This is a genomic window from Dactylosporangium sp. NPDC051485 (genome assembly GCF_040682015.1).
In the GTDB taxonomy this organism is placed as follows: domain Bacteria; phylum Actinomycetota; class Actinomycetes; order Mycobacteriales; family Micromonosporaceae; genus Dactylosporangium.
On sequence record NZ_JBFAZW010000097.1, the window covers coordinates 1 to 23378 of the forward strand.

22 protein-coding genes, 2 pseudogenes and 1 riboswitch are annotated in these 23378 nt (G+C 73.6%); of the genes and pseudogenes, 10 read left to right on the top strand and 14 right to left on the bottom strand.

What is annotated here, in order from left to right; translation table 11 throughout:
* Positions 1-119: 119 nt before the first annotated feature.
* A complete protein-coding gene (locus tag AB0M46_RS39105) occupies positions 120-1520 on the bottom strand; it encodes a GAF domain-containing protein (protein ID WP_363344767.1) in 1401 nt (466 codons plus the stop codon).
* 454 nt (positions 1521-1974) lie between these two features.
* Between AB0M46_RS39105 and AB0M46_RS39110 the strand changes: the two genes are divergently transcribed.
* A complete protein-coding gene (locus AB0M46_RS39110; protein ID WP_363344769.1) occupies positions 1975-4296 on the top strand; it encodes a LuxR C-terminal-related transcriptional regulator in 2322 nt (773 codons plus the stop codon).
* 162 nt (positions 4297-4458) lie between these two features.
* On the opposite strand, the pseudogene AB0M46_RS39115 reads toward AB0M46_RS39110, so the two are convergent.
* Positions 4459-5607, bottom strand: a pseudogene (locus tag AB0M46_RS39115) (transposase); the annotation flags it as partial.
* Between AB0M46_RS39115 and tnpA the strand changes: the two are divergent.
* A pseudogene (gene tnpA, locus AB0M46_RS39120) lies at positions 5554-5971 on the top strand (IS200/IS605 family transposase). The pseudogenes AB0M46_RS39115 and tnpA overlap by 54 nt on opposite strands.
* Positions 5972-6098: 127 nt before the next feature.
* On the opposite strand, the gene AB0M46_RS39125 reads toward tnpA, so the two are convergent.
* Positions 6099-6305, bottom strand: coding sequence for a DUF1918 domain-containing protein (locus AB0M46_RS39125; RefSeq protein ID WP_363344771.1), 207 nt, complete (start codon positions 6303-6305; stop codon positions 6099-6101).
* A 244-nt stretch (positions 6306-6549) separates the two neighbouring features.
* On the opposite strand from AB0M46_RS39125, the gene AB0M46_RS39130 reads away from it, so the two are divergent.
* Together AB0M46_RS39130 and AB0M46_RS39135 are read left to right on the top strand one after the other, a co-directional pair.
* Entirely contained in the window at positions 6550-7116 is a 567-nt protein-coding gene (locus AB0M46_RS39130; RefSeq protein WP_363344773.1) for an Hsp20/alpha crystallin family protein, read from the top strand.
* A gap of 463 nt (positions 7117-7579) precedes the next feature.
* Entirely contained in the window at positions 7580-8287 is a 708-nt protein-coding gene (locus tag AB0M46_RS39135; protein WP_363344775.1) for a hypothetical protein, read from the top strand.
* 301 nt (positions 8288-8588) lie between these two features.
* Here the strand turns inward: AB0M46_RS39135 and AB0M46_RS39140 are convergent, their stop codons facing one another.
* Positions 8589-9470 (bottom strand): universal stress protein, encoded by an 882-nt coding sequence (locus AB0M46_RS39140; RefSeq protein ID WP_363344777.1) that lies wholly within the window; start codon positions 9468-9470, stop codon positions 8589-8591.
* Positions 9471-9626: 156 nt separating this feature from the next.
* On the opposite strand from AB0M46_RS39140, the gene AB0M46_RS39145 reads away from it, so the two are divergent.
* On the top strand, positions 9627-10511 hold the full coding sequence (locus tag AB0M46_RS39145; protein WP_363344779.1) for a universal stress protein: 885 nt from the start codon (positions 9627-9629) through the stop codon (positions 10509-10511).
* A gap of 196 nt (positions 10512-10707) precedes the next feature.
* On the opposite strand, the gene AB0M46_RS39150 is transcribed toward AB0M46_RS39145, so the two are convergent.
* The gene (locus AB0M46_RS39150) at positions 10708-11271 is read right to left on the bottom strand and encodes a CBS domain-containing protein (protein WP_363344781.1); all 564 of its coding nucleotides are present in this window, start codon (positions 11269-11271) and stop codon (positions 10708-10710) included.
* A 374-nt stretch (positions 11272-11645) separates the two neighbouring features.
* Between AB0M46_RS39150 and AB0M46_RS39155 the strand changes: the two genes are divergently transcribed.
* Entirely contained in the window at positions 11646-12281 is a 636-nt protein-coding gene (locus AB0M46_RS39155) for a CBS domain-containing protein (RefSeq protein ID WP_363344783.1), read from the top strand.
* A gap of 263 nt (positions 12282-12544) precedes the next feature.
* Here AB0M46_RS39155 and AB0M46_RS39160 read toward each other — a convergent pair whose 3' ends face one another.
* Positions 12545-12967: a DUF2243 domain-containing protein gene (locus AB0M46_RS39160; protein ID WP_363344786.1), complete on the bottom strand. Its 423-nt coding sequence runs from the start codon at positions 12965-12967 to the stop codon at positions 12545-12547.
* Between the two features lie 150 nt (positions 12968-13117).
* Between AB0M46_RS39160 and AB0M46_RS39165 the strand changes: the two genes are divergently transcribed.
* Both AB0M46_RS39165 and AB0M46_RS39170 read left to right on the top strand, forming a co-directional pair.
* Entirely contained in the window at positions 13118-14290 is a 1173-nt protein-coding gene (locus AB0M46_RS39165) for an MFS transporter (protein WP_363344788.1), read from the top strand.
* Positions 14291-14362: 72 nt separating this feature from the next.
* Positions 14363-14881, top strand: a complete 519-nt coding sequence (locus AB0M46_RS39170) for an N-acetyltransferase family protein (protein ID WP_363344790.1) — start codon at positions 14363-14365, stop codon at positions 14879-14881.
* On the opposite strand, the gene AB0M46_RS39175 is transcribed toward AB0M46_RS39170, so the two are convergent.
* Entirely contained in the window at positions 14875-15129 is a 255-nt protein-coding gene (locus tag AB0M46_RS39175; protein ID WP_363344792.1) for a hypothetical protein, read from the bottom strand. The two genes, AB0M46_RS39170 and AB0M46_RS39175, sit on opposite strands and share 7 nt — an antisense overlap.
* An 11-nt stretch (positions 15130-15140) precedes the next feature.
* A riboswitch (guanidine-III (ykkC-III) riboswitch) is annotated at positions 15141-15207 on the bottom strand.
* Between the two features lie 189 nt (positions 15208-15396).
* Between AB0M46_RS39175 and AB0M46_RS39180 the strand changes: the two genes are divergently transcribed.
* A complete protein-coding gene (locus AB0M46_RS39180) occupies positions 15397-16596 on the top strand; it encodes a transposase (RefSeq protein WP_363344794.1) in 1200 nt (399 codons plus the stop codon).
* A 98-nt stretch (positions 16597-16694) separates the two neighbouring features.
* Here AB0M46_RS39180 and AB0M46_RS39185 read toward each other — a convergent pair whose 3' ends face one another.
* The 3 genes from AB0M46_RS39185 to AB0M46_RS39195 all read right to left on the bottom strand — a co-directional run bounded on the left by AB0M46_RS39185 (position 16695) and on the right by AB0M46_RS39195 (position 19116).
* Positions 16695-17555, bottom strand: a complete 861-nt coding sequence (locus tag AB0M46_RS39185; protein ID WP_363344796.1) for an aldo/keto reductase — start codon at positions 17553-17555, stop codon at positions 16695-16697.
* A gap of 292 nt (positions 17556-17847) precedes the next feature.
* Positions 17848-18642 carry a hypothetical protein gene (locus AB0M46_RS39190; RefSeq protein WP_363344798.1) on the bottom strand — a complete coding sequence of 265 codons (795 nt, stop codon included), beginning with the start codon at positions 18640-18642 and terminating at the stop codon, positions 17848-17850.
* A gap of 54 nt (positions 18643-18696) precedes the next feature.
* Positions 18697-19116: an enoyl-CoA hydratase/isomerase family protein gene (locus AB0M46_RS39195; protein ID WP_363344800.1), complete on the bottom strand. Its 420-nt coding sequence runs from the start codon at positions 19114-19116 to the stop codon at positions 18697-18699.
* A 51-nt stretch (positions 19117-19167) separates the two neighbouring features.
* Here AB0M46_RS39195 and AB0M46_RS39200 point away from each other — a divergent pair, with 51 nt between their 5' ends.
* A complete protein-coding gene (locus AB0M46_RS39200) occupies positions 19168-19530 on the top strand; it encodes a helix-turn-helix transcriptional regulator (protein ID WP_363344802.1) in 363 nt (120 codons plus the stop codon).
* A gap of 63 nt (positions 19531-19593) precedes the next feature.
* Here the strand turns inward: AB0M46_RS39200 and AB0M46_RS39205 are convergent, their stop codons facing one another.
* The 4 genes from AB0M46_RS39205 to AB0M46_RS39220 all read right to left on the bottom strand — a co-directional run bounded on the left by AB0M46_RS39205 (position 19594) and on the right by AB0M46_RS39220 (position 23141).
* Positions 19594-20097 (bottom strand): deaminase, encoded by a 504-nt coding sequence (locus AB0M46_RS39205; RefSeq protein ID WP_363344804.1) that lies wholly within the window; start codon positions 20095-20097, stop codon positions 19594-19596.
* Positions 20098-20229: 132 nt separating this feature from the next.
* Complete coding sequence (locus AB0M46_RS39210) at positions 20230-21012, bottom strand: SDR family oxidoreductase (protein ID WP_363344806.1); 783 nt, start codon at positions 21010-21012, stop codon at positions 20230-20232.
* A gap of 147 nt (positions 21013-21159) precedes the next feature.
* Positions 21160-22158 (bottom strand): aldo/keto reductase, encoded by a 999-nt coding sequence (locus tag AB0M46_RS39215; protein WP_363344808.1) that lies wholly within the window; start codon positions 22156-22158, stop codon positions 21160-21162.
* Complete coding sequence (locus AB0M46_RS39220) at positions 22155-23141, bottom strand: zinc-binding dehydrogenase (protein WP_363344809.1); 987 nt, start codon at positions 23139-23141, stop codon at positions 22155-22157. Before AB0M46_RS39220 ends, AB0M46_RS39215 begins: the two co-directional genes overlap by 4 nt.
* Between the last annotated feature and the right edge of the window lie 237 nt (positions 23142-23378).

Sequence of the window (23378 nt, forward strand, 5' to 3'; positions counted from 1 at the left end):
GCCGCTGAGCCGAGCGACGGCGCCCGTCGCCCTGCTGCCCGCGCTCGCCGGCGTCCTCGTCGCCTGCCCGCGCTCGCCGGCGTCCTCGTCGCCGGCCGGGCCGCCGGCCGGGCCCGGAGTCAGACCCCCAGGTCGGCGAGCAGGCGACGGGCGTGGCGGCGGGCGTCGAGGAGCGCGGCAACCCGAACCGCGGGCACCGGGCCCGGCGGGCGGGCGGCGCGATCCGCGGCGTGCAACAGCAGGTTGACGGCGAACGGTTCGACGATGTCGGCGTTGACGGCGCGCGCGTCGATGGCCCGCCGGAGCCCCGGCTCGGGGGCGGCGAAGGCGAGGGCGGCAAGGTCGATGCCGGCGAGGTACATCCCGGCGTGGGTGAAGCCGGTCAGCGCCAGCCGGCCCGACGCAAGCCGCACCACGTCGCGCGGGGACAGGCTGCCATGGGCGAAGGTCCGGTCGTCCTGGCAGCGGCGCACCAGGACCGCGAGCCGGTCGGCCTCGTCGCCGCTGAGCCGCCCCGCCCGCTCGTGCCGCGCGATCCAGGCGGCGTAGTCCACCGTCCATCGCCGGGCGTCGGACGGCGTCGGGCGCCAGGTGGACAACAGCGCGGCGAGGTGGGTCGCCGCCGCCCAGTCGGTGCCGCCGCGCCCTCGCAGCGGTTCGCCGAGGGCACGGGTGATGACGAGCGTGCGATCGTCGTGCCAGCGGTACTGCGGGACGGGCAGCCGCGGTGGACACCGGCGGAATGCCTGCGCGACACCCAACCGTCGGCGGAACCGGCGCACGGCGCCGGGGTGGTCCGCGGTACGAACGATCACAGCGACCGGCTCGCCGTGCCAGCGGCCGGCCAGCGTGAGCTCGGCCGCCCCGGACTGTGCGGGGAACCGGCGGTCCAGGGTCAGCGCCGCCGGAAGGCCACCGGGGGTCCACAGCATCACGTCGCCGGCGGCGCGACCGGCCGGCGGGGGCGGGGGCGCCGCGGGCACCAGAGGCTCCCGCCGGACGGGCGGTGGCGAGCTCTCGAGCGCCTGGAGCTTGCGGCTGCATCGCGCCGCGGCGCGGTGCAGCGCGGCCAGCTCCGGCCCCGACCAGGCCCGGGCCGCGCCGTCGATGACACACAGCGTGCCCAGCACGTGCCCGTCGCGGCCGTGGACCGGCGCGCCGGCGTAGGCCGTGACGCCGAGGTCGCCGATCGCGTCGCTGGTGTGCAGTACCGGGTGCCGGCGCAGGTCGGCGATCGCGAGCGATCGGCCGGCGCCGACGACGTACTGGCAGATGGAATGGCTCAGCGGGGTCTCCCGCCGCCGCTGCCACGGTTCGGGCAGTCCGGTCGCGCCGGGCATGATCTGCCGGAACCGCTCGACCAGCACGAGCAGGACGATCGGCACCTGGAGCAGGCGGGCGGTCAGCTGCACGACGCGGTCGCACCACGGCTCCGGTTGCGCCCGCAGGCCGGTGGCGGCGACCGCGTGCAGCCTCGCCACGTCCCGCACCGCGGCCGCGGTCGTGAGCACGTCGATCATGGCCACCTCCCGGCAGGCTGCCCTGCCGCTGCGATTCGGTACAGCCGACCTTGTCCATCGCGTCGCGGCCGCCGCCATCGGCCGCGACGATGAGTAATGGCGGCGACTTACCCACGCATCCCACTCGAGCGCGCACATCACCCGGTATGCATCGAATGATCGGACCGAACCGGGTAGCCGAACCGCGATCGACCGACGCCGATCAGCCATGAATCAATTCGACCGGTACAGGTGGTGGACATGCGCTCCGCCGTGCTGCATCGTCTGCGTGACGGCCAGTAGCCATAGTGTGGTCGACGAGCGGGCGGCCGTCGCGTTCTGCTGTCCAGGCGTCGGGAGACCAGCCAATGGATCGCCAGATCGTGCACCGCTACCGACGTTCCGCCTCCGTGTGCGGCGGCAGGCACACCGCAGTCGTGGCCGTCACCCGCCGGTCCGGGCCTACGGCGTCGTGATGTCCGCAGCATCGGATTCGCCGGCCGGGGGTGCGCTCCTGCGCCGGCCGCGGCTGCTGTCCGCGCTGGACAAGGCCCGCACCGCGGCGGTGTCGGCCGTCTACGGCCCGGCCGGCATCGGCAAGACCACGGTGCTGCGCGACTGGCTCACCCAGCTGGCCCGGTCCCTGCCGGTCCTCTATGCCGAGCTGGCCGAGGCCGGCACGGCACGCCTGTGGTCCTCGGCCGATCCGGCCGAGCGCCGCCGGCCCGTGGACGACCTGCCGGCGGCGATCGCCCGCCTCGACGGCCTGCCCGGGCCCGGGGCGGCGCCGCGACCGCTGACCGTGGTGCTGGACGGCATCGATCCCCGCACCGACGCACAGAGCCTGCGCCGGCTCCTGGACCGGCTGCTGCCCCCGCCGTCGGCCGACCGCCGGCGCCGGTCCCCGATCCGGCTCGTCCTGGGCAGCCGGACGAACCTCGAACTGGCCGCGAGCGACCGGGCCACGCCATCGGTCCAGGCCGTGATCACCGCCGACGACCTGCGGCTGACCAGCACGGAGACGGCACAGCTGTGCGCGCAGCGGGGACTGCGCCTCGCGCCCGTCGCGCAGCGGCACCTCTACGCGATCACCGGCGGCTGGGCCGCCGGGCTGTCGGTCTTCATCGACACGCTCCTGCACCATCGGTACGACACCGCGCCGCAGCTCGACGACCTGCTGCGCACCGGGGCGGGGCTCGACGGCTACCTCGAACACGAAGTGCTGTCAGGCCTGCCGGGCGACGTACGCGAGGCGGCCCGGGCCGCCAGCATCCTCACCTCCTTCAACGCCGCGCTGTTCACCGCCGTCACCGGCGTCCAGGACAGCGAGACGCTGCTGGCGACGCTCGCCGAGCAGGATCGGTGCCTCGTCGCGCTCGACCGCGCGTCCGGCTGGTACGCCTTTCCCCGGCTGTGGCGGGCCGCCCTGAGCGCCGGCCTGCTCGACGCCGCCCCCGACCGGATGCAGGCCCTGCATCGCAGCGCCGCCGCCTGGTACGCCGAGCACGGCCGACCGGCCGAGGCGCGCCGCCATGCCTCGGCCGGCGGCGACGTCGCGCCGCGCGTTGCCGGCGGGCCTGCCGCGTCCGCGCCGCCGTCGGGCGGCCCCCCGGCCGCGTCGGGCGGCCCCTCGGCGGCTTGGGGCGGCCCCTCGGCGACGTCGGGCGGCCCCTCGGCGACGTCGGGCGGCCGCTCGGCGACGTCGGAGGCGCTTGTCTTCGCCTGGCACGCGGTACAGGCCGGCAACCCGGTCACGGCCGAGCGGCACCTGGCCGCGGCACCGCACGGATCAGCCGCCGACGAGACGACCGCCGCACGGATCCGCGCGGTCGCCGATTGCCAGCAAGGCCGTCTGCGCTCGGCCGCCCGCATCGCCGGCGACCTGCGGGCCGCCCTGCACCGGCGCGGCATCGCCGACTCCCAGGACGAGAGCTGGGCGCTGTTCACCCTGGCGGCCGTCGCCGTCCAGCGCGGCCGGCCCGCCCGGGCGCACCGGCACCTCGACGAGCTGCTGGTCCAGAACTGGCCGCCGGGCCCCGCCCTGCAGGCCTGCGAGGTCTTCTGCCGCATCCTGGCCGGCTACCAGGCCGGGCAGGTCGACGCCGCCCTCGGCGCCCTGGAGCAGCTCATCGTCGAGGAGGCCGACCTGCTCGTCGTGCCGGTCTGGGGCCCCCGCGCGGCGCGCGTCGAGCTGCTGGCGGCCCGCGGGCTGCTCGGCGAGGCCCGGCGCTGCCTCGACGCCGACGCCGGCGGCTTCCCGTCGATCGTCACCGCGATCGCCGCGGCAAAGATCGACGTCGCCGACTCCACCCTGCGCAACCCCACCGCGACGGTCGAACGCCTGCTGCTGCCGTTCCTGGAACACGACCAGCCGTCGCTCGTCCACGCCGTCGAGGCGCACCTGCTGCTCGGCGCCGCGGCCCGCAGCGAGGGCCGCCTCGAGCAGGCCGACCGCCACCTGCGCCGGGCCGGCTCCCTGGCCGGCGAGGAGTCGCTGCGCCTCCCCTTCATCGTGCTGGACCGCATCGCCGGTCTCCCGGCGGGCCCGGAGCCCGACCTGGCCGCGGCGACCGCCGGGTCACCCCCCGCATACAGCCACCCCGTTGTCGCGCTGACCGAAGCCGAGACGAGCGTCCTGCAGCTGCTGCCCGGATTCCTCACCGCCACCGAGATCGCCGCGGGCCTGCACCTGTCGCTCAACACCGTCAAGACCCACGTCGCGACGATCTACCACAAGCTCGGCGTCCACCGCAGGCGCGACGCCGTCCGGCGCGCCCGGCAACTCGGTCTGCTTTGACATCCTCTCCGCCCCAAGGGCGGAGGTTCCCTCCACGCTGCGTGTGGAACACGCCGCGTCCGGGTGGGTTACCGTTTCGCCGCGCGGTGCCGGCACTCGTGCCGGTCTTACCTGCGCTCCACGGTCGTTTGCGTTGTCCGCCTGTCCGGCGGCCAACACGTTCAGCGCCGCGTTCACGTCCCGGTCGTGGGCTGCCCCGCAGGGGCAGTCCCACGCCCGGACGCTCAGCGGCATCTTCTCGTTGACCCGGCCACACACCGAACACATCCGGGTCGACGGGAAGAACCGGTCCACCCGGGCGAAGGCCCGCCCGTACCGGGCGGCCTTGTACTCCAGCATGGCCGTGAACGACGCCCAACCGGCATCGTGTACGGACTTCGCCAGCCGGGTCCGGCCGAGACCAGCGACGCACAGGTCCTCGACATACACCGCTTGGTTGTCGCGGATGATCGCCGTGGACAGCTTGTGCTGCCAGTCCCGCCGGGTATCGGCCACCCGGGCGTGCGCCCGAGCAACCGTGACCACGGCCTTCCCGCGGTTGCGGCTCCCGCGCTGCTTACGCGACAGATCCTGTTGCAGCCGCTTGAGCTTGCGGGCCGCGCGGCGCAGGAACGTCGGCGCGGCCACCTTCACACCGTCCGAGAGTACCGCGAAGTGGGTCAGCCCCAGGTCGATACCCACCTCGGAGCCGGTCTCCGGGAGCGGCTCGTCCGTACTCTGCACGACGAACGAGGCGAAGTACCGGCCCGCCGCATCCTTGATGATCGTCACGCTGGACGGGTCCGAGGGCAGGGTTCTGGACCAGCGGACCTCCAGGTCGCCGATCTTCGGCAGCCGCAGCCGGCCGTTGTCCAGCACCTTGAACCGGGCGTTCCTGGTGAACCGAATCGCCTGCCGGTTGTCCTTACGCGACCGAAACCTCGGCGGGGCCACCCTGCGGCCCTTGCGCTTGCCGGTGATCGAGGCGAACAAGTTGCGGTACGCGGTGTTCAGGTCAGCGAGGGCCTGCTGCAACACCACCGCGGACACCTCACCCAGCCACGCCCGCTCCGGCGTCAGCTTCGCCTCCGTGATCACACGACGCGACACCTCCCCATCGGAAACGTACTTCCCGCCCGCCTCACGGGCCTGCAGGCGCAGACGCAGCCCGTCGTTGAACACCACCCGCGCACAGCCGAACGCCCGAACCAACCCGGCCCGCTGGACAGGCGTCGGATACACGCGGAAGTTGTACCGCAGCTGCACGACAAGCACTGTATGGCAGAACTTGAAAGCATCCACACAGGTAGACACTGTGTTTTCGCGATCCATGTTCACTTGGTCTTCGTCACGAAGTACCGGCACAACGTGTGCACCGACCAGCACCTGTCCCGGACGGAGGCAATCATGCGGGACGTGTGCTACGACTTCGAAGCGGAGCTGGCTGAGTTCAACGGCGAGCACAACCACGTCCACCTACTCGTGAACTACCCACCCAAGGTAGCCGTGGCCCGGCTGGTCAACTCCCTCAAGGGCGTGTCCTCACGCCGCTTACGGCAGGAGTTCCCCGACCTTGTCCGCCACTACTACCAGGCCAACCAAACTGTGGTCAGGTTCGCACTTCGCGGGCTCCGTTGGCGGGACGCCGCTGAACGTCGTGAAACGGTACATCGAGCAGCGGAAGCTTCCGGCATAAGGCACTGCCCGGGCCTTGGCGGCCCTCCCAGCGCGGGCCTTCACCCCCGGCCTGAAGGCCCGAGCACTGGCCCGCATTCCGGTAGCGGCTCGCGCCGGGCGGCGTGACGCGGATGTACTCCCGGTGCTCAGCCGGACGTACCTGCGGACTGGTCGCGCTCGACCCGCGCGTCCGGGCCCGGGAACACCAGTGCCTCGTGCTGGCTGTCGAACCACCGCACGACGTACGGCGGGCTTCCGTCGTCATGGCGGACCGCGGTGATAACGCCGACACGGCGGTGATCCCCGACGTGCCTGCCCTCTTCGACCAGCCTGTCGCCGACCTTGGCCTTCATGACCCGTTCCCCCTTCTCGTGTACGTCTCCACCCAATCGGCGGCGCATCCATCCCCTGATGCCCAGGCTGGGTCACCTCATGCCGGCGGCCGAGAAGTCCCCGGAGGCTCATCCGGGCGAGACTCATCCGGGCGAGGCTCATCTGGTTCGGGCGACACGGATCCACTCGCGGCGGGCCCACGATGCTGGTTGTTGGCCGAGATCTCCGAGCCACACGCAACCAGCTGGCAGAAAGGAATCCGCCATGACACTCAGCCCCTACCCCTCGAGGCGTCTGCACGCCGCAGGGCGGATGGCGCCGCTGTACCGGTGGGACCCGCGCCGGGAGATCGAGGACATCTCGACGCGGTTCAACCAGGTGATGTCCGACTTCTTCGGCGAGCCGGCCACCACGACCCGCTGGCAGGACTGGCCGGCGCTGACGCCGGTCGACGTGGAGGAGACCGACAACGCCTACATCGTCGACGTCGACCTGCCGGACGTCGACCCGCGCGAGGTCAACGTCGAGATCCGCGGCGAGGAACTGCGCATCACCGGCAGGTTCCAGCAGCGCCAGCGCGGCGGCGTCATGCGCCGGCAGAACCGCCCGACCGGGGAGTTCGAGTACCAGGTGGAGCTGCCGGGCGACGCCGACGCCGACAAGGTGGAGGCCACCTTCGGCAACGGCGTGCTGACCGTCACGGTGACCAAGGCCGAGGAGCTCACGCCGCGCAAGATCGAGATCCGCGCCCACGAAGCACCGCAGCGCAACCAGCGCCAGCCGCAGCAATCCGCACAGCGCGGCGAACAGCAGGGCCGACAGAAGATGTGAGCCGTCCCCGTCCCCGGCCGGTCGCCGGCCGGGGACGGGTCGCGCTCCGCCCGGCGCCGCCGCGGGGTGCCGCCCGCCGGTCGTCGTCCTCGGTCCCGATCGGCAGGCGCCGGCAGGACCTCGCGCCCTTGTCGCGGGCGTGCCGTCCGTGCCTACGGTCAGTGGAGGAGACCCAGGTCCGGACTCGGGGAAACGGAGGCCGTGATGGTGCGCGACGCTCGACGCTGGACATGGCTGGTGGCCGCATTCGGGGCCGGCTTCGCCGCCGGGATCGTCGCGGCGGCGGGCGACCAGGTCGTCATGATCGTCGCACGGCGACCGGTCCGGGCACGGCCTGGTGACCGGACGCCGCCCGGCGAATCACATCCCGGACGTCACCCATCACCGGTGTGGCGGTAAGGAGGGTGGGTAGCCGCCTCCCGGCGCCGGCCCGCCGGGGGCCGGCACTGGACGGAGGTCACTCATGCCCATCGCACAAGCCCGCTACCACCGCCTACCGGCGCTGGAGGAGACCGGATACGAGATCCTGCGGCCGTACGCCGGGTCGCTCGACGCGACAGAGTGGGAGCAGCTGCGGTACCTGGACTGGAAGTCCGGCGGCGACACCAACTTCGCGGTGCTGGCGTCCGCGCTCGGCGAGGACGATCCCCGCGGGTTCTGGGAGCACGGCCGGCCGGACAAGGACGCGGTGTGGACGGCGAACGCCGCGCTCGCCCCGACGCTGCGCGACTGGGTCCACTCGGTCGGTGCCCGTTTCGGCCGGGTGCGCATCATCAAGCTCGCGACGTCGACCGACGAGGAAACGGTCGTCCAGCGGCATCTGCACCTGGACGACAACAACCGGCTGAACCCCGAGGGCGAGGGCTGGGTGGTGCGCGCCTGGCTGAACCTGACGGACGACCCCGACAGCTACATGATGCTGCGCGAGGACCGCGACGACCCGTCGACCGAGCACCGCATCCCGATGCCGCGCGGCGCCCAGTTCGTCGTGGACACCGAGCGACTCTGGCACGCGGCGTTCCACCCGGGTCCGCAGCCGCGGTACGCGATGATCGCCAGCTTCGAGTCCGGCCCGAACCTGCAGGCCTGGATGGACAGCCAGCGGATCGTCCTTCCCGGGCGCCAGACGGCGCCGCAGGACTTCTCGGGCGCCTCGGCCGATCGCTCCTGAGCTCGTCCGGCCCCTTCCGGTCCGGGCTCGACCCGCGTGGCGACGGCTCACCGCGAAGCCTGGACGCTCCGTGCCCCGGCGGGTGCTCGACCACGCCTCGGCCCCGGTGCCGGCCGCCCGCCATTGAGGCCGGGCGGCCCGGCCCGGGGGATTCGCATGCGCGAGGCTGGCCCGCTCATCGTGGCACAGACGCTCACGGCGGTGGCGCTCGGCGCGCCGTGCTGGTGTCGCGCGGCGTCCGGCTGTTCCGTAGACACCGGACGCGGGCACCGGTGGGCGTCGCCCCGCGCGGAACCGCCGGTCAGGAATCCTCCCCGGCGCGAGGCTCGGCGTGGGCGACAAGCACGGGGCATTCCGCGCGCTGCAACAGGCACAGGCCGACCGAGCCCAGCAGCAGCCCCGCGAGGCCGCGGTGGCCGCGACTGCCGATCACGACGAGCCGGGTGCGCCCCGATCGCTCGCACAGCACGTCGCCCGCGTCGCCGGCGACGCCGTGGAACTCCCACGCCACGCCCGGGTGCTCCCGCCCGATCTCCGCCACCCGCGCGGCCGCCGACTCCGACAGCGCCCGGGCGGCCTCCGCCGTGTCGTACAGCAGCGGGGGCAGCCCCAGCGCCGGCGGCGTGAGCGGCGACTCGATGGCCCGCACCGCGACGAGATCGGCGCCCCAGCGCTCGGCCTCGGCGAAGGCCAGGCGCAGCGCCGCGCCGGCCGAGGCCGAGTCGTCGACGCCGACGAGCACGCCACCGTCCGGCTCCGCACGGCCGCGCACCACGGCGACCGGACAGCTGGCCCGCGTCGCCACCTGCTGGCTGACCGAGCCCAGCATTGCGCCGGCGGCCCGATGGCGGCCCCGCGTGCCGACCACGAGCAGGTCGGCCTCGTCGGCCACGCCCAGCAGCACGTCGGCCGGATGGCCCAGCACCGCCGCCGGCCGCACGTCCACGCCCGGCGCGACGGCCTCGGCGTCGCGGCCCCAGTCGGCCACCAGCGCGTCGGCCAGCTCCCGGGCGGCCTCCGCGAGCCCGCCGCGGGGCGCCAGCACGGCCGGCACGCGCCAGCGGTACGCCAGCAGGATGCGCAGCGTCGCGCCCCGCCGGGCCGCGGTGGTCGCCGCCCATCGCAGGGCCTCCGCGGACGGCTCCCCGCCGTCGACGCCGACCACGACCTGGCTGCCGGCCATATGTCCCACCTCCCGTGTCGGCCCCTGGCGAGATGCCCCGCGGGGCGCCCTTCATGCACCAGCGGGCCGCAAAAGGGACGTTCGGCCTTGCCGCCCTCCCCCGGTTCGGAGGCAGCATGGACGGTGGGGAGTCCCGACATGGAAGGGGGCACTCCGATGGCGTACCGATATGGCCCGGTGGTGGTCGGTGTCGACGGCTCGGCGCAGAGCATGGGCGCGCTGCGCTGGGCCGCGGACGAGGCCAGCCGGTGCACGCGCATGCTGCAGGTGGTCACGGTGCTGCCCGAAGGATCGAGCGCCGCCGGCGCGGGCACTGCGGCGCGCGCCGCCGTGGAGGCGCAACGCTGGCGGGTCGGCGTCGCGACCGTGGCCGAGACCCGCCGTGGCGCGCCGGCCGACGTGCTGCGCGAGCTGGCCGGGCAGGCACGGCTCGTCGTCGTCGGCGGACGCGGCACCGGGCCGGACGACGGACGGCCGATGGGCTCCACCAGTGCGGCGCTGGGTGCGCGCGCGGACGCCCCCGTCCTCATCGTCCACGAGGCGCAGCGCTGGGCGGGGCCCGATGCGGCGCTACCGCACTCAGCGCCGGTCGTCACCGGCTTCGACGACTCCGACTCGGCCCGCCGGGCACTGCGCCTGGCCTTCGAGGAGGCGGCGCGGCGCGGCGTGCGGCTCGTCATCGTCAAGGCCTGGCCGCACCCGGACCTCTGGCGGCCGGGGGAAGGCCGCTGTACCGACCTCAGCGCCGAGGAGAGCGTCGTGCACGACGCGCTGCGCGAGGCCGCCGCACCCTGGCACGAGGAGTTCCCGCTCGTGGAGGTCGAGGTGCGCAGCGAGCCCGGCGAAGCCGTCCACGCTCTCACGGTGGCCTCGCAGTGGGCCGGGCTGATGGTCATCGGCACCCGCTGCCCGGCCGACCGGGCGCAGCCGGGCCGCCCTTCGGTGGCCCGCCGGGTGCTGTGGCACGCCGCCTGCCCGGTCCTCATCGCCCACGGTCCGGCCCGGGCACCCGCGTGGCGGGTCGCACCCGCCGCGGCGTGAAGACGCGACCCGTCACCAGGGCGCGGCTCACCCGACCCGGACCGCTGAGCCGCCCAACCGGGCGCGGCCCAGCCGGCCCGGGCACCCGCATGGCGAATCGCACCCACCACGGCGTGAGGACGCGACTCACGACCAGGGCGTGGCTCACCCGGCTCGGGCCGTGACCCGGACCGCTGACTCGCAGCCAGGGCGTGGCTCAGCCCGCCCGGGCCGTGACCCGGACCGTGCGAACACCGGCGGTGGTGCGCACCAGCGCCCCCGCGACCGCCAGCTCGGTGTCGTCGTCGAACGGGCCGTCGATGGTCGCGACGTTGTCGTGGACGGTCACCGGCCAGCGCCGCCGCCCGTCGGCGTAGGCGTCGAGGCGACGCTGGGCCTCCCGCTGGGCGGCCTCGTCGGTGGGCAGCAGCGTGCGCAGCACGTCGCAGCGGCTGACGACGCCGACGACCTGCTCCTCGGTGACGATCGGCACCGTATGGGCGTCCCGCTGCACCATAACCGCCACCAGGTCGGCGATGTCGGCGTCCGGCCACGCCGCGACCGGCAGGCCGCCCATCACGTCCCGCACCAGGCGGGCTCCGGCGCCGGCCGCATGGCGCAGTACGTCGCGTTCGCTGAGCATGCCGACCAGCGTGCCGTCGTCGTCGACGACGGGCACCGCCGTGATCGACCACCGTTCCAGCAGCGCCACCCCGTCCGCGACGGGCGCGTCCGCGCGCACCGTGCGGGCCGGGGCGCTCATGATGTCCTTGGCGTGCATGGCTCCTCCTCCGGTCTCGCGGCCTCCCCTACATCTCGATCCTCCGCGCCGCGCCCGTGTCCGGTCAGGGAACTTCACCCCGAACCCGGCCGCGGCATATGTCCGAACCTGCGCGGCTGCGCCACCGCCCCGATCGGCGGCGTTCAGCCCGGACGCGCTCGTCACGGCGGCGTGGGCACGGACCGGCGCGGAGGGTCCTCGGGCGCCGGCCGGTTCGCCGATGGGGCAGCGCCGGAGCGGATCTCACCCGCCCGGCCTCGCGCCGGTGTTCGACGCCATCGGCATGCGGGCCGCCGGGCGGCCCGCCGGGACGGGCCCAAGGACCCTGCCGGGACCGGCCGGCAGGCCCGACACTGTGCGGTAGGAGGTGCCCGATGAACGAGCTGCGCGTGCTGGACGTGATGACGCCCGACGTCGTCGTGGCCACGGCGGACTGCCACGCCAGGCAGCTCGTCGACGTGCTCACGGACTTCGGGGTGAGCGGGCTGCCGATCGTCGACGACCGCGACCGGGTGCTGGGCGTGGTGTCCGAGGCCGACCTGCTCACCGCCGTCTCAGACCCCGGCGACGAGGCGGACCCGAGCGCCGCGGAGCTGATGACCGCGCCCGCCGTCACGGTCGGCGCGGACGCCCCGATCCGGTTCGCGGCCCGGCTCATGGCCCGTCACCGGGTCAGGCGGCTGCCCGTCGTCGAGGACGGCAGCGGCCGGCTGCTCGGCATCGTGACCCGCGGCGACCTCATGCGCCGCGCCCTGCGCAGTGACGCGGCCGTCGAACGCGACGTCATCGACCAGGTGGTACTGCCCGCGTTCGGCGTCGACCCGACCGCGGTCGACGTCAAGGTGGCCGACGGCGTCGTCACGCTGCACGGCGAGGTGGAGCGGCGCAGCGCCGCCCAGCGGCTGGCCGCGCTGGCCCGGGCCGTCGACGGCGTGACCGGGGTCGTCGAGGAGCTGGCCTGGCGCGTCGACGACACCGTCGTACGGCACCGCCACGCACCGAGAAGGTAGCCACGAGCGGTGGCACCGCCGCCGGCTGCCCGCTCCTCGCCGCCCGCGGCGCAAACCGAAGCCGCTTGCGGGGCATGCCGGAGCCGCCCGCGGCGCAGAACTGGAGTTGCCCGCGGCGCACGCCAAAGCCGCTTGCGGGGCATGCCGGAGCCGCCCGCGGGGCAAGTCGAAGCCCCCCCGCGGCGCTGACCGAAATCGCCCGCGGCGCAAACCGAAGCCGATTGCGGGGCACGCCGGAGCGCTGAGGACCCGGTGGCCGCGGCTCACCGGCGCGCGCCGCGCCGCAGCAGCCAGCCCACGGCCACCAGCAGCGCGCCGAGCGCGAGGTAGCCGAGGTCCCACCACGACTGGCCCGGGCCACCGCGCACGTGGTGTATGCCCAGAATCTGGTGGTCGACGAGTCCCTCGACGAGGTTGAACAGGCCCCAGCCGACGAGGACCCAGCCCCACAGGGCGCGCCGGTCCGACGGCCCGGCGGTCACGCGGGAGTAGAGCAGCCCCAGCCCCAGTAGCACGGCCAGCCACGTCACGGCGTGGAAGATCCCGTCCCACATCGTTTCCCTCCACTGCAGGAGCTGGTGCAGCAGGATCCCGTCGAAGAACCCGCCCAGCCCGGCCCCGAGCACGATGGCCGGCAGCGCGATGCCGCGACCCTCCCGCGCGCCGTGCGCCTGCGATGCCGTCATGGCGGCCCGACGTACCCGCCGGGGCGCACCGCACACAAATCCACCGCCCAGCAGGTCGGCGACGGCGGGGGCTCGGGCCCGGGCCGGCCCACGCCACGCGCACGGAACTGGACCTTATCCGGGGGCCGGTGGCTCCCTAGCGTCGTGGACATGACCACCACCACCGACGCGATCACCGCGCCTGCGCGGTCCGGCCTCGTCTCCCGCCCGCTGCTGCTGCGCTCCGTGTCGATCTTCGGGACGTCGGTCGGCTTCTATCTCCCGCTGTCGGTCGTGCCGCTGCTCGCCAAGCAGGGCGGCGCGCACGGCGGCGCCGGGCTCGGCACCGTCGCGCTGCTGCTGGCCACGGTGGCCGGCGAGCTGGTCACGCCGCGGCTGACGGCCCGCATCGGGTACCGCTGGGCGCTCGCGCTCGGACTGACGCTGCTCGGCGGGCCGACGCTGGTGCTGGCGGCGGACGGGGGGCAGTACACCATCATCGGGGTCAGCATCGTGCGCGGGCTCGGCTTCGCGATCTGCACGGTGGCCGGCGGCGCGCTGAACGCGGCCATCATGCCGGCCGAGCGGCGCGGTGAGGGGCTCGCGGTGGTGGGCCTGGTGAGCGGGGTGTCCAGTCTGCTCGCCCTGCCCGCCGGGGTGTGGGTGGCGGCGCAGTGGGGCTTCGGGCCGGTGTTCGTGGCCACGGCGGTCATCACGCTGCTGTCGCTGCTGTCGCTGCTGTCGGTGCCGGGACTGCCGGACCGGGCGGCGTTGGCGGGGGCACACGAGCACCGCGGGCTGCTGGCGGGGTTGCGCCGGCCCGCGTTCAACCGGCCGGCGACGATCTTCGCGGCGTCGACCGCGGCCGTCGGGGTGCTCGTGACGTTCCTGCCGCTGGCCATCGCGGACCGGCCCGCGTGGGTGGCGGCGGCCGCGCTGCTGGCCCAGCCCGGGGCCGCGACCGCCGCCCGCTGGGTGGCCGGCCGGCTCGGCGACCGCCGCGGCCCGGCCCGGCTGCTGGTGCCCGGCCTCGCGCTGGCCGCGGCGGGCATGGCGGCCATGGCGCTGACCGGCAGCGCGGTCGCGGTGATCGGTGGGGCGCTCGTCTTCGGCGCCGGCTTCGGGGTGCTGCAGAACGCGACCCTCGTGTTGATGTACAACCGTGCGCCGGTCGGCGGCGAGCTGACCGTCAGCGCGATCTGGAACACCGCCTACGACCTCGGGATGGCCGGCGGCGCGCTGCTGGCCGGGCTGCTCGTGACCACGGCCGGCTACCCGCTGACGTTCCTGCTGACCGCCGCGGCGATGGTGCCGGCGCTCGCCCTCGCCGTGAAGGAGCGGTAACGCGCTGCCGCCGCCCGCTCGCCGTCGGGGCACCTCGACCGGCCGTCCCCGCCTGCGTGATCTGATGGGGTCATGGCCCCGAACCTGCTCGTCCGCCCGGCCGCGCCCGGCGATCTCGCCGCCGTCGCGGACATCTACGCGCACTACGTCACCGGCACGGTGGCCACGTTCGAGGAGCACCCCCCGCCGATCGCCGACTGGCGCCGGCGCCTCGACGACCTGACCGAACGGGGCCTGCCGTTCCTCGTGGGCGAGGCGGGCGGCGAGGTGGCCGGCTACGCGTACGCGGGGCCGTGGCGGCCCAAGCCCGCGTACCGGCACACCGTCGAGGACTCGATCTACCTGGCGCCGGGGCGCACCGGCGCGGGCTTCGGCACGCTGCTGCTGGGCGCGCTGCTCGAGGCCTGCGCCGGCACCGACGCGCGCCAGGTGATCGCGGTCGTCGCCGACACGGGCAGTGACGCCTCGACCGCCCTGCACCGGCGGGCGGGCTTCACCGACGCGGGCCGCCTGACCGCGGTGGGCTACAAGCACGGCCGCTGGATCGACACGCTGCTGCTGCAGTACACGGTCCCGGCCCGCGATCAGTGAGAGGCGGCGACGGACCGGCCGGCTGCCTTCCTGACGATCGAGTAGATCGAGACCAATGCCCACACGCCCTCGAGCAGGATGAAGCCCCACTCGCGGCCGATCACCGCGGTGCAGGTCAGCACTGCCGAACCGACCGCATTCGCGGCGAGATAGGTATAGGACGACTGCTTGATGCGGCCCGCTAGAGCCGCGACGAAGCCAGCCAGGATCAGCAGTGAACCAACGACCTGAACGACGTCGTACAGCACGAGACTCTCCATCCGCGCCGTCTTGTCGCTGGCCGGGTACGGCGTGCCTCGTCCGGAACGCCTCGCTGGGGCGTCGTACCAACTATGCCAGGCGAATGCCGGTGGTGGTGGGTCAGCTTGATCACCACCGGCTCACGGGGTCGCTCGCACATCGGCTGCCGCTGCCGTTTGGCTGTTCGACTTGCCCCATGGCGGCGGGTTTAATGGCTCCAGACGCGCCTCATCAGGCGGGCGGGGTGCCCAAGCGACGCGCGGGAGGTACGCGACGTGACCAGCTCGTATATGGAGGACATCGCGCGAGCCGTCTACGACGACGGTGTTCTCGAGGTCTGCAACACGCTGCTCGCCACGCTTCCGCGAGCCGATCATCGGACGCTCGGCGAGTTGTACGTCCGCGGCCTGCTGCACGCACCGGGACGGAAAACGATTCGCAATATCGCGAGCGTCGCGGCACTGCCGGAAAGCTCGGCGGGCGAGCAACGGCTGCACCATTTCATCAGCAAGTCGACGTGGGACTGGCGGCCGGTGCGGGCCGCACTGACCCGCTATGTGCACGACGCGGCGTCGGCCGGGGCGTGGGTCGTACAGCCGCGTATCGTGGAGAAATCCGGCGCGCACTCCGTCGGCGTGCGCAACAGCGTCGTGCCGTGCCTTGGCCGGACGGTGAACCATCAGCACGTGCTCGCCATCTGGCTGGTCGGCCCCGCGCTCGCGTGTCCGGTCAACTGGCGGCTGGTCCTGCCGCGCGACTGGCTCACCGACGACGGCCGCCGACGGAAGGTCGGCATCCCCGACTACGTCGACTGCGCCAGCCCGACCGAGTGTGCGATCAGCCTCGTCTCGGACACCGTCGCGGCGATGGGCCCGTTGCGCCGGCCCGTCGTGATGGACGCCCGCGACGTCGACACCGCCGCGATGATCCCCGGGTTGACCCGCCGCCAGGTGCCCTACGTCCTGCGGCTGCGCGGCGGCACCCCGGTGGTGGCCGGCGACCCGGCGGTCGGCCGCTACGGCGGCCAGGCGATGCCGGCCCAGCGACTCGCCGAACTGGCGAAAGGGCTGCGACAGCCGGTTGGCGACAAGGGCGAGCGGCTCGCGTTGCGGCTCCAGGTGACGCCGACGCTCAACCAGGCCGACGGCGGCGGGCAGGCGCGGCACGTCATGGTCGCCGAGTGGGACACCGCCGCGAGCACGTCGCCGCAGGTGTGGCTGACGAACATGACCGACGCCGACACCGACGCGCTGCTGGGGCTCAGCCGGTTGACCCAACGGGTCGACGGTTCGTTCGCGGCCGTGTCGACGCGGGTGGGCGCGCTCGACTTCGAGGGTCGCACGTTCCAGGGCTGGCACCATCACAAGACGCTGGTGTCGCTCGCTCATGCGATCGCCGAACTGTCCCTGGAGGGCGAGGTACGCTTGCCGGCACCCGCGGGACCGGCCCCGATCTGCACCGCCGGGGCTCGGTAGGACGCTGACGGTGGGCGCGCCGAGGCGCCCAGCCGCGCCGAACTCCTCGCGGACCGGGTCGTAGCCGGGTGCGACGCGTCCCGCGCCCGGCCCTCCCCTCAGATCCCTTCGGCCAGGACGGCGAGTTCGGCGTCGCCGAGCCGCACCTGCTGGGCGGCGACGTTCTCCTCCAGGTGCGCCACGGAGCTGGTACCGGGGATCGGGGTGATCACCGGCGACCGGTGCAACAGCCACGCGAGCGCGACCTGGGCGGGGGTGGCGCCGACCTCCTTCGCGACCCGGGCGACTGGGCCGCCGTCCTGCTTCGCATGCTCGCCGACCGCAATCGGGAAGAACGGCATGAATGCGATGCCGTTGCGCTCGCAGTGGTCGACGACGGCCTCATGGTGGCGGGCGCCGAGGTTGTACAGGTTCTGCACGGCGGTGATCGGCGCGATCGCCGACGCCTCCTCGATCTGCGCGACGTCGACCTCCGACAGGCCGATCGCGGCGATCTTGCCCTCGTCCTGCAGTTGCTGCAGCGCGCCGATCTGGTCCGCGAACGGTACCGCCGGGTCGACACGGTGCAGCATGAACACGTCGATGCGCTCCAGCCGTAGCCGGCGCAGGCTCAGCTCCGCCTGCTGGCGCAGATATTCCGGCCGGCCGAGCGGGATCCACTCCTCCAGCGCGGGGCTGGGACGGGACACCCCGGCCTTGGTGATGATGACGAGGTCGTCGCGGTACGGGTGCAGCGCCTCGGCGATCAGCTCCTCGTTGGCGCCGAGGGAGTAGGCGTCGGCGGTGTCGATCAGGTTGACACCGAGTTCGACGGCGCGCCGCAGGACGGCCACGGCGGCCGGCCGGTCGGCGGGGCCGCCCCAGATGTCACCGTCGGCGAGCCGCATGGCGCCGAAACCGATCCTGTTCACGGTGAACTCACCGGCGATGTCGATCGTCGCGGGGTGCAGGTTGGTCATGTCGTCACCAGTCCTGATGGCTGCGCGGGCGCGGGATCGGCGCCCGGAACCGCGGACGCCGTATGGGCCAATGGTTGGCGGCGCGGTGAAAACGTGGCAACCCGGGCACGGTACTTCGTCAACCGTTGCCGACTTTGTCAGATCCGGCATGACAACGTCTGGCTGATCTGACAAACATCGCCGTCAGGCCCGCCGCCGCCCACTGCCGAGGTCCGCGGGGCGGCTCTGGAGTTGTCCCTGGTCTACCTTGTTGCCGCCGGCGCGACCGGAGCCAATTCGACGAGTGAGTACCTCACCCGACGCCTCCGGCGTGCAGGACGCCGCCGGCCCAGGATGGGAAGCCGGCCGCGAGAACCGAGGCGACGTCGGCGCCGGCCGGGTCGATCTGCAGGCCGTTGTCGAGGGCGCCGCGGGCGGCGGCGGCCATGGCGGCGGGGTCGGGACCGGCGTCCAGGAGGGTCTGCACGAACGAGACGTGGCCGCCGTGGATCAGCACGGGGATGCCGCCCCTCGCGCGGACCTCGGGGATGAGATCGGCGTCGGTGATCTCGACGATCGGGGCGTCGGGGGCGAAGAACACCGCGGCCAAGGGGTTGGCGACGATCTGCGGGAACTCACGCATGCCGGCCTGGAAGCGTGCCGGAGGAACCTCGGCGGGCGCCGTGGCGACCGCACGCAGCGCAGAGAACAGATGTGCCAGATCCGGAAACTCGGGCGCACCCAGCAACGCCCGGCAAGCCGCCGTCTCGATCTCGAAAGCCTCATCCAGCGGCGCCGCCGCGCTGCGCACCGCCACCTCCAGAACCGCGGCGAGCGCACGCACCGGCGACCCCTCCGAGCGGCGTCTCACCTCCTCGGCAAGACCCGGCGGCTCCGCGGTCCCCCCGGGAATCTGATAGCCGGGCCGCTCCCACCGCTGCACGAAGTGCCCGTCCGGCTGCGCCAGCACCCAGGCCCGCGCCGCGGCGACCACGTCGTCGGCCAGTTCGTCCACCACGCCGGCGGCCAGCGCCTGCGCCGGGTGATACGCCGTGCCCGGCCCGACGATCTCCAGCACCGTCGCGGCGATCCCGAACATCCGCGTCACTCGGACCGTCCCGCCACCGCCGGGAATGATGCCCATCCCGGTCTCGGCGAGCGCTCACACGACCGACGGGTCGTTCGGGCCGACCCGGTAATGGCAGGCCAGCGCCAGCTCGAAGCCGCCGCCGAGCGCGGAGCCGTTGAGCGCGGCAGCGACCGGCCGACCCAACGTCTCCAGCCGGCGCGCCTGATCCCGCAGCGGCGTCAGCAGGTCGTAGGTGCCGGCCGCCTCGGCCGGGGTGATCTCGCTCGGCACGAAGTCGGGGCCGGCGATGAAGGAGCGCTTCGCCGAGGTGAGCACCACGCCGCGCAGCTGGCCGAGCCGCCGGGTGAGGTCGTCGAGGCAGGCGCCGAGCCCGTCGTAGTGGCGCCGGTTGAGCATGTTCGCGGTGCGGCCGGGGTCGTCGAGGGTCACGGTGACGACGCCGGCGGCGTCCCAGGACCAGCGCACCGAACCAGATTGTTGGACGTCCGTCATACCGTCAACGTAGGCTATTGTATGATCAATGTCCAACGGTAGAGTGGGGGCATGGCCCGGGAGGACGACGCAATGCCGGACATCGCCGACGTGACGATGGTCGACGTGCTGCGGGCGATCGCCGACCCGATCCGCCTGCGCATCGTGCAGACGCTCGCCGACGGCCTGGCGCACGGCAAATGTGGCACGCACTGGGACTTCGGCGTACACAAATCGACCATGACGCACCACTTCCGCACGCTGCGGCAGGCGGGCCTGACCCGCACCGTCGTGGCCGGCCGCACCCACACCATTGAGCTGCGCCGCGACGAGCTCGACGCCCGCTTCCCCGGCCTGATCGACGCCCTGACCGTGACCACCGGTGATCCGGTACGCGGGACCGCGCACAGCCCGGCGGACCGATCAGGCCACTGAGGAGATCAGCAGACGGCAAGCCTGCGGCAGTCAGGGGGCGAGCACCACGCGCAGGCCCGGCCGTCAGTCGGGCAGGTCGGCGATCGTGCGGGCCCAGTCGCGCAGCGGCGAGTCGGCCGCCGCCGCGGTGTAGCGCCGGAACTGCTCGCGGCTCTCGGCGCGGCGGATGCCGCCGTGCACCGCCGGGGCCTGATGCCAGCGTGTGCCGACGCCCGGTTGCCAGGTCGCGGCAACTCCGGCGGCGCCGTCATCGGGCGATTCCACCCCGAAGTACACCTCGCGCACGCCGAGCGCCATCGCCGCGCCGAGACACATGACGCACGGTTCGAGGTTGACGCCCAGCCGCAGCGGCTCCGGGTGGTCCGACCAGCCGAGCCGCTCGTCGGCCTCCATCATGGCGAGCAGCCCGGCGTGCACCAGCCGGCGGCCATGCCCGCGTTCACGCGTGTACGCCCAGCCGACCACGTCGTCGCCGGCCAGCACCACGGCGCCGATCGGCAGCTCGCCGACCTTCAGGCCGGCCGCAGCGGCCTCGATCGCGGCGCCGACGATCTCCTCTGGGGTCACTCACCTATCCTGGCCCCCGCCGGGCCTGAACGCCATACCGCCGACCGTCCATGCGTGGCGGCGCGGACGGATAGATCGACGTAGGCGGAAGGCTGATCTCGCCGGCGATCGCGATGGTCTTCTCGAGCGTCGTCAGCTCGAGGGGCGGGGTTCGGCGGTGGGTGGCAGAAACAGGCCGTTGCTCGCGCTCAGTCCGCCGTCACTGACGAGGACCGACCCGGTGACGTACGAGGCGGCCGGCGAGGCCAGGAACCAGATGACCTCGGCCTGCTCTTCCGGATCGGCCCAGCGCCCGAGCGGGATGCGCCGGGTCAGCTCGTCCGCACGTCCGGCGTCTTGCAGCACCGCGGCGGTCCGGGCGGTGCGGGTCAGACCGGGCGCGATCGCGTTGATCCGGATGCCTTGGTAGGCGTAGTCGAGGGCGGCCGACCGCACGAGGTTGACGGCGGCGGCCTTGGTGGTGTTGTACGCCCACGTGTACGGATCGCCGCGAAGCCCGGCAACGGACGCGGTGACGATGATGGAGCCGCCACCGGCCGCGCGCAGTGCGGGCACGACCGCCCGGATGCCGAGTGCGGCACCCCGGACGTTGACGGCGTGGATCGCGTCGAGCGCCGCGATCGCACCATCGTCCTCCAGTGGCGGCGCCCCGCCGGCGCCCGCGTTGAGCACGGCGACATCGAGCCGGCCGAACCGGCGCAGCGCCAGGTCGACCATCTCCCCGTTGGTCCGCTCCTCGGCCACATCGCCGAGCAGCGTCACGACGCCGTCGACCTTGGCCAGTTCGGCGAGGCGTTCCGGGTCGCTGTCGACACCGACGACCGCGAAACCGCGCGCCGCGAACAGCTCCGCGGTGGCCCGGCCGATGCCACTGCCGGCGGCGGTCACCACCGCCGTCTTCCGTGGTGCGGACACCCCAACTTCCCCCGCCATGAGCAAGGCGAACACCGACCCGAAAAGCCTACTCCTTCAGTAGGCTTTTCGCCACCGCTCCGGCCCGGGTGCCGACCCGGCCACCGCCCGTACGTCCCGCGACCAGCGGCGCGCCGGTGGCGGGCGCGCTCACAGCTGCAGCCCGGTGCCGTGCACGCCGTGCTCGTCGATCAGGGCCAGCTCGGCCTCGGTCAGCGGTGGGAAGGTCAGCGCCTGCACGTTGTGCTCCAGCTGCCAGATGGAGCTGGCGCCGATGAGGGCCGAGGTGACCTGCGGCTGGCGCAGCACCCACTGCAGCGCCAGCTGTGCCAGTGACTGGCCCCGGTCGGCGGCGATCCGGTTGAGCGCCGCGGCCCGCTGCCGATACGTGTCGTCGATGACGTCGGGCGACAGGAAGGGGCTGTCCTCGGCCCGCGCGCCGGTCGGGATACCCTCGAGGTACTTGCCGGTCAGCAGCCCCTGGGCCAGCGGCGAGTAGACGACCAGGCCGAAGCCGTCCTCGGCGGCCAGCTTCAGCAGGCCGTTGAGCTCGAGGCTGCGGTCGAAGATGGAGTACCGCGGCTGGTGGACCAGCAGCGGTACGCCGGCCCGGCGCAGCAGCACGGCCGCCTCGTGGGCCCGTTCGGGGGCGTAGTTGGAGATGCCGGCGTAGAGGGCCTTGCCCTGCTCGACCGCGCTGACCAGCGCCCCGACGGTCTCCTCCAGCGGCGTGGTCGGGTCCGGGCTGTGGCTGTAGAAGATGTCGACGTGGTCGGTGCCGAGGTCGCGCAGGCTGTGTTCGAGGGAGGTCAGCAGCGACTTGCGGGAGCCGCCCCGCAGGTACGGGCTGGCCCCGATCGGGTTGCCCGCCTTCGTCGACAGGATCAGCTCGTCGCGGTACGACGCCAGGTCTTGTTGCAACACCCGCCCGAAGACCTGCTGCGCCGCGCGGTACGGCGGCCCGTAGCGGTCGGCGTTGTCGAAGTGGGCGATGCCGAGGTCGAAGGCGCGCAGCAGGATCTCACGCTGGGTCTCGTAGGGCCGGTCGGTACCGAACTTCTGCCACAGGCCGAAGGAGATGGCCGGCAGGTCCAGGCCGGAGCCGCCGGCCCGGCGGTACTCCAGCCGCTCGTAGCGGTCGGCGGTCATGCCCCGGCCGCGATCCGCAGCACGATCTTGCCGACCGTCGCGCCGGCATCGAGGCGCTCATGGACCGCGCGCACCTCGTCCAGCGGCACGACCTCCGCAACCTCGAAACGGACCTTGCCCTCGGCGATCAGCCCCAGCACGGCGAGCGCGTGGGCGCGCCAAAGCCCCGGGGCGCGCCGGGCCAGGTCGCCGATGTTGTACCCGCCGGCGGTGCGGTTGTGCTTCCACAGCGACAGCAGCGGCAGGCTGAGGTCCGCCTCGGCGGCGGCATCGCCGAACGCGACGAGCCGCCCGAAGGGCGCCAGCAGCGGCAGGCTCTCGGCCCGCACCGAGCCGCCCACGGGGTCGAGCACCACGTCGACCCCGCGGCCGGCCGTGGCCGTCAGGACGGCCGGCGCGAACCCGGTCCGCGGCAGGACCAGGTCGTAGCCCAATTGCTCCGCCCGGGCCACCTTGTCGGCGCGCCCGACCGTTCCGATGAGGGTTCCGGCGCCGAGCGCCCGCGCGATCTGCACGGCGAGCGAGCCGACGCCGCCGGCAGCGGCGTGGATCAGCACCGTCTCCCCCGCGGCCAACCGGCCGGCGGCGGCGACGATGCCGTACGCCGTGGGCGCCACGCAGCCGAAACCGCCCGCGGCGACGAGGTCGAGCCCGTCGGGCACCGGCAGCACGAACTCGGCCCGCGTGACCGCCAGCTCGGCGTACCCGCCGAAGTCGGGCAGGTACGCCGCCACGGGCTGGCCGACGGCGAGCCCGTCCACGCCGGCGCCGAGCCCGGCCACCACCCCGGAGACCTCCAGGCCGGGCACCTCGAGGCCGTTCACGGGCCCGAACACGCCCCGCCGGTGCTCGGCCTCGGCGTAGTTCACGCCGGCGTAGGCGACCCGGATCAGGACCTCGCCGGGGCCCGGTGCCGGATCGGCGAGGGCGACCCGGCGCAGCACCTGCGGGCCGCCGTTGGTGTCGAACGCGATTGCTTCCACGGGCCATTCCTGTCAGACGGTGATGACATGAGGCGGGGACGCCCCACGCACGCCGAAGAGCGTGTCATCCGCGGCGCCGCCCTGTCGACGTGCGCCACATCTCAGCAACCGATCGAGCGCGTCGCGCGACCGGGCCGGTCGGTCAAAGTACATCGGCTCGATATGATTTTGACCCACAGGCGTTGACAGCGAACGGTTCTCGCGCTGCACTGGAGGCATGGCACTGCTGTGGAGCCG

What these genes read in the sequence shown, in the direction of transcription:
- AB0M46_RS39130 (WP_363344773.1), top strand. Translation starts at nt 6,550, where the DNA reads ATGACACTCAGCCCCTACCCCTCGAGGCGTCTGCACGCCGCAGGGCGG.
- AB0M46_RS39155 (WP_363344783.1), top strand. Translation starts at nt 11,646, where the DNA reads ATGAACGAGCTGCGCGTGCTGGACGTGATGACGCCCGACGTCGTCGTG.
- AB0M46_RS39140 (WP_363344777.1), bottom strand. Translation starts at nt 9,470, where the DNA reads ATGGCCGGCAGCCAGGTCGTGGTCGGCGTCGACGGCGGGGAGCCGTCC.
- AB0M46_RS39195 (WP_363344800.1), bottom strand. Translation starts at nt 19,116, where the DNA reads ATGACGGACGTCCAACAATCTGGTTCGGTGCGCTGGTCCTGGGACGCC.
- AB0M46_RS39200 (WP_363344802.1), top strand. Translation starts at nt 19,168, where the DNA reads ATGGCCCGGGAGGACGACGCAATGCCGGACATCGCCGACGTGACGATG.
- AB0M46_RS39110 (WP_363344769.1), top strand. Translation starts at nt 1,975, where the DNA reads ATGTCCGCAGCATCGGATTCGCCGGCCGGGGGTGCGCTCCTGCGCCGG.
- AB0M46_RS39125 (WP_363344771.1), bottom strand. Translation starts at nt 6,305, where the DNA reads ATGAAGGCCAAGGTCGGCGACAGGCTGGTCGAAGAGGGCAGGCACGTC.
- AB0M46_RS39135 (WP_363344775.1), top strand. Translation starts at nt 7,580, where the DNA reads ATGCCCATCGCACAAGCCCGCTACCACCGCCTACCGGCGCTGGAGGAG.
- AB0M46_RS39105 (WP_363344767.1), bottom strand. Translation starts at nt 1,520, where the DNA reads ATGATCGACGTGCTCACGACCGCGGCCGCGGTGCGGGACGTGGCGAGG.
- AB0M46_RS39145 (WP_363344779.1), top strand. Translation starts at nt 9,627, where the DNA reads ATGGCGTACCGATATGGCCCGGTGGTGGTCGGTGTCGACGGCTCGGCG.
- AB0M46_RS39215 (WP_363344808.1), bottom strand. Translation starts at nt 22,158, where the DNA reads ATGACCGCCGACCGCTACGAGCGGCTGGAGTACCGCCGGGCCGGCGGC.
- AB0M46_RS39185 (WP_363344796.1), bottom strand. Translation starts at nt 17,555, where the DNA reads ATGACCAACCTGCACCCCGCGACGATCGACATCGCCGGTGAGTTCACC.
- AB0M46_RS39150 (WP_363344781.1), bottom strand. Translation starts at nt 11,271, where the DNA reads ATGCACGCCAAGGACATCATGAGCGCCCCGGCCCGCACGGTGCGCGCG.
- AB0M46_RS39160 (WP_363344786.1), bottom strand. Translation starts at nt 12,967, where the DNA reads ATGACGGCATCGCAGGCGCACGGCGCGCGGGAGGGTCGCGGCATCGCG.
- AB0M46_RS39165 (WP_363344788.1), top strand. Translation starts at nt 13,118, where the DNA reads ATGACCACCACCACCGACGCGATCACCGCGCCTGCGCGGTCCGGCCTC.
- AB0M46_RS39170 (WP_363344790.1), top strand. Translation starts at nt 14,363, where the DNA reads ATGGCCCCGAACCTGCTCGTCCGCCCGGCCGCGCCCGGCGATCTCGCC.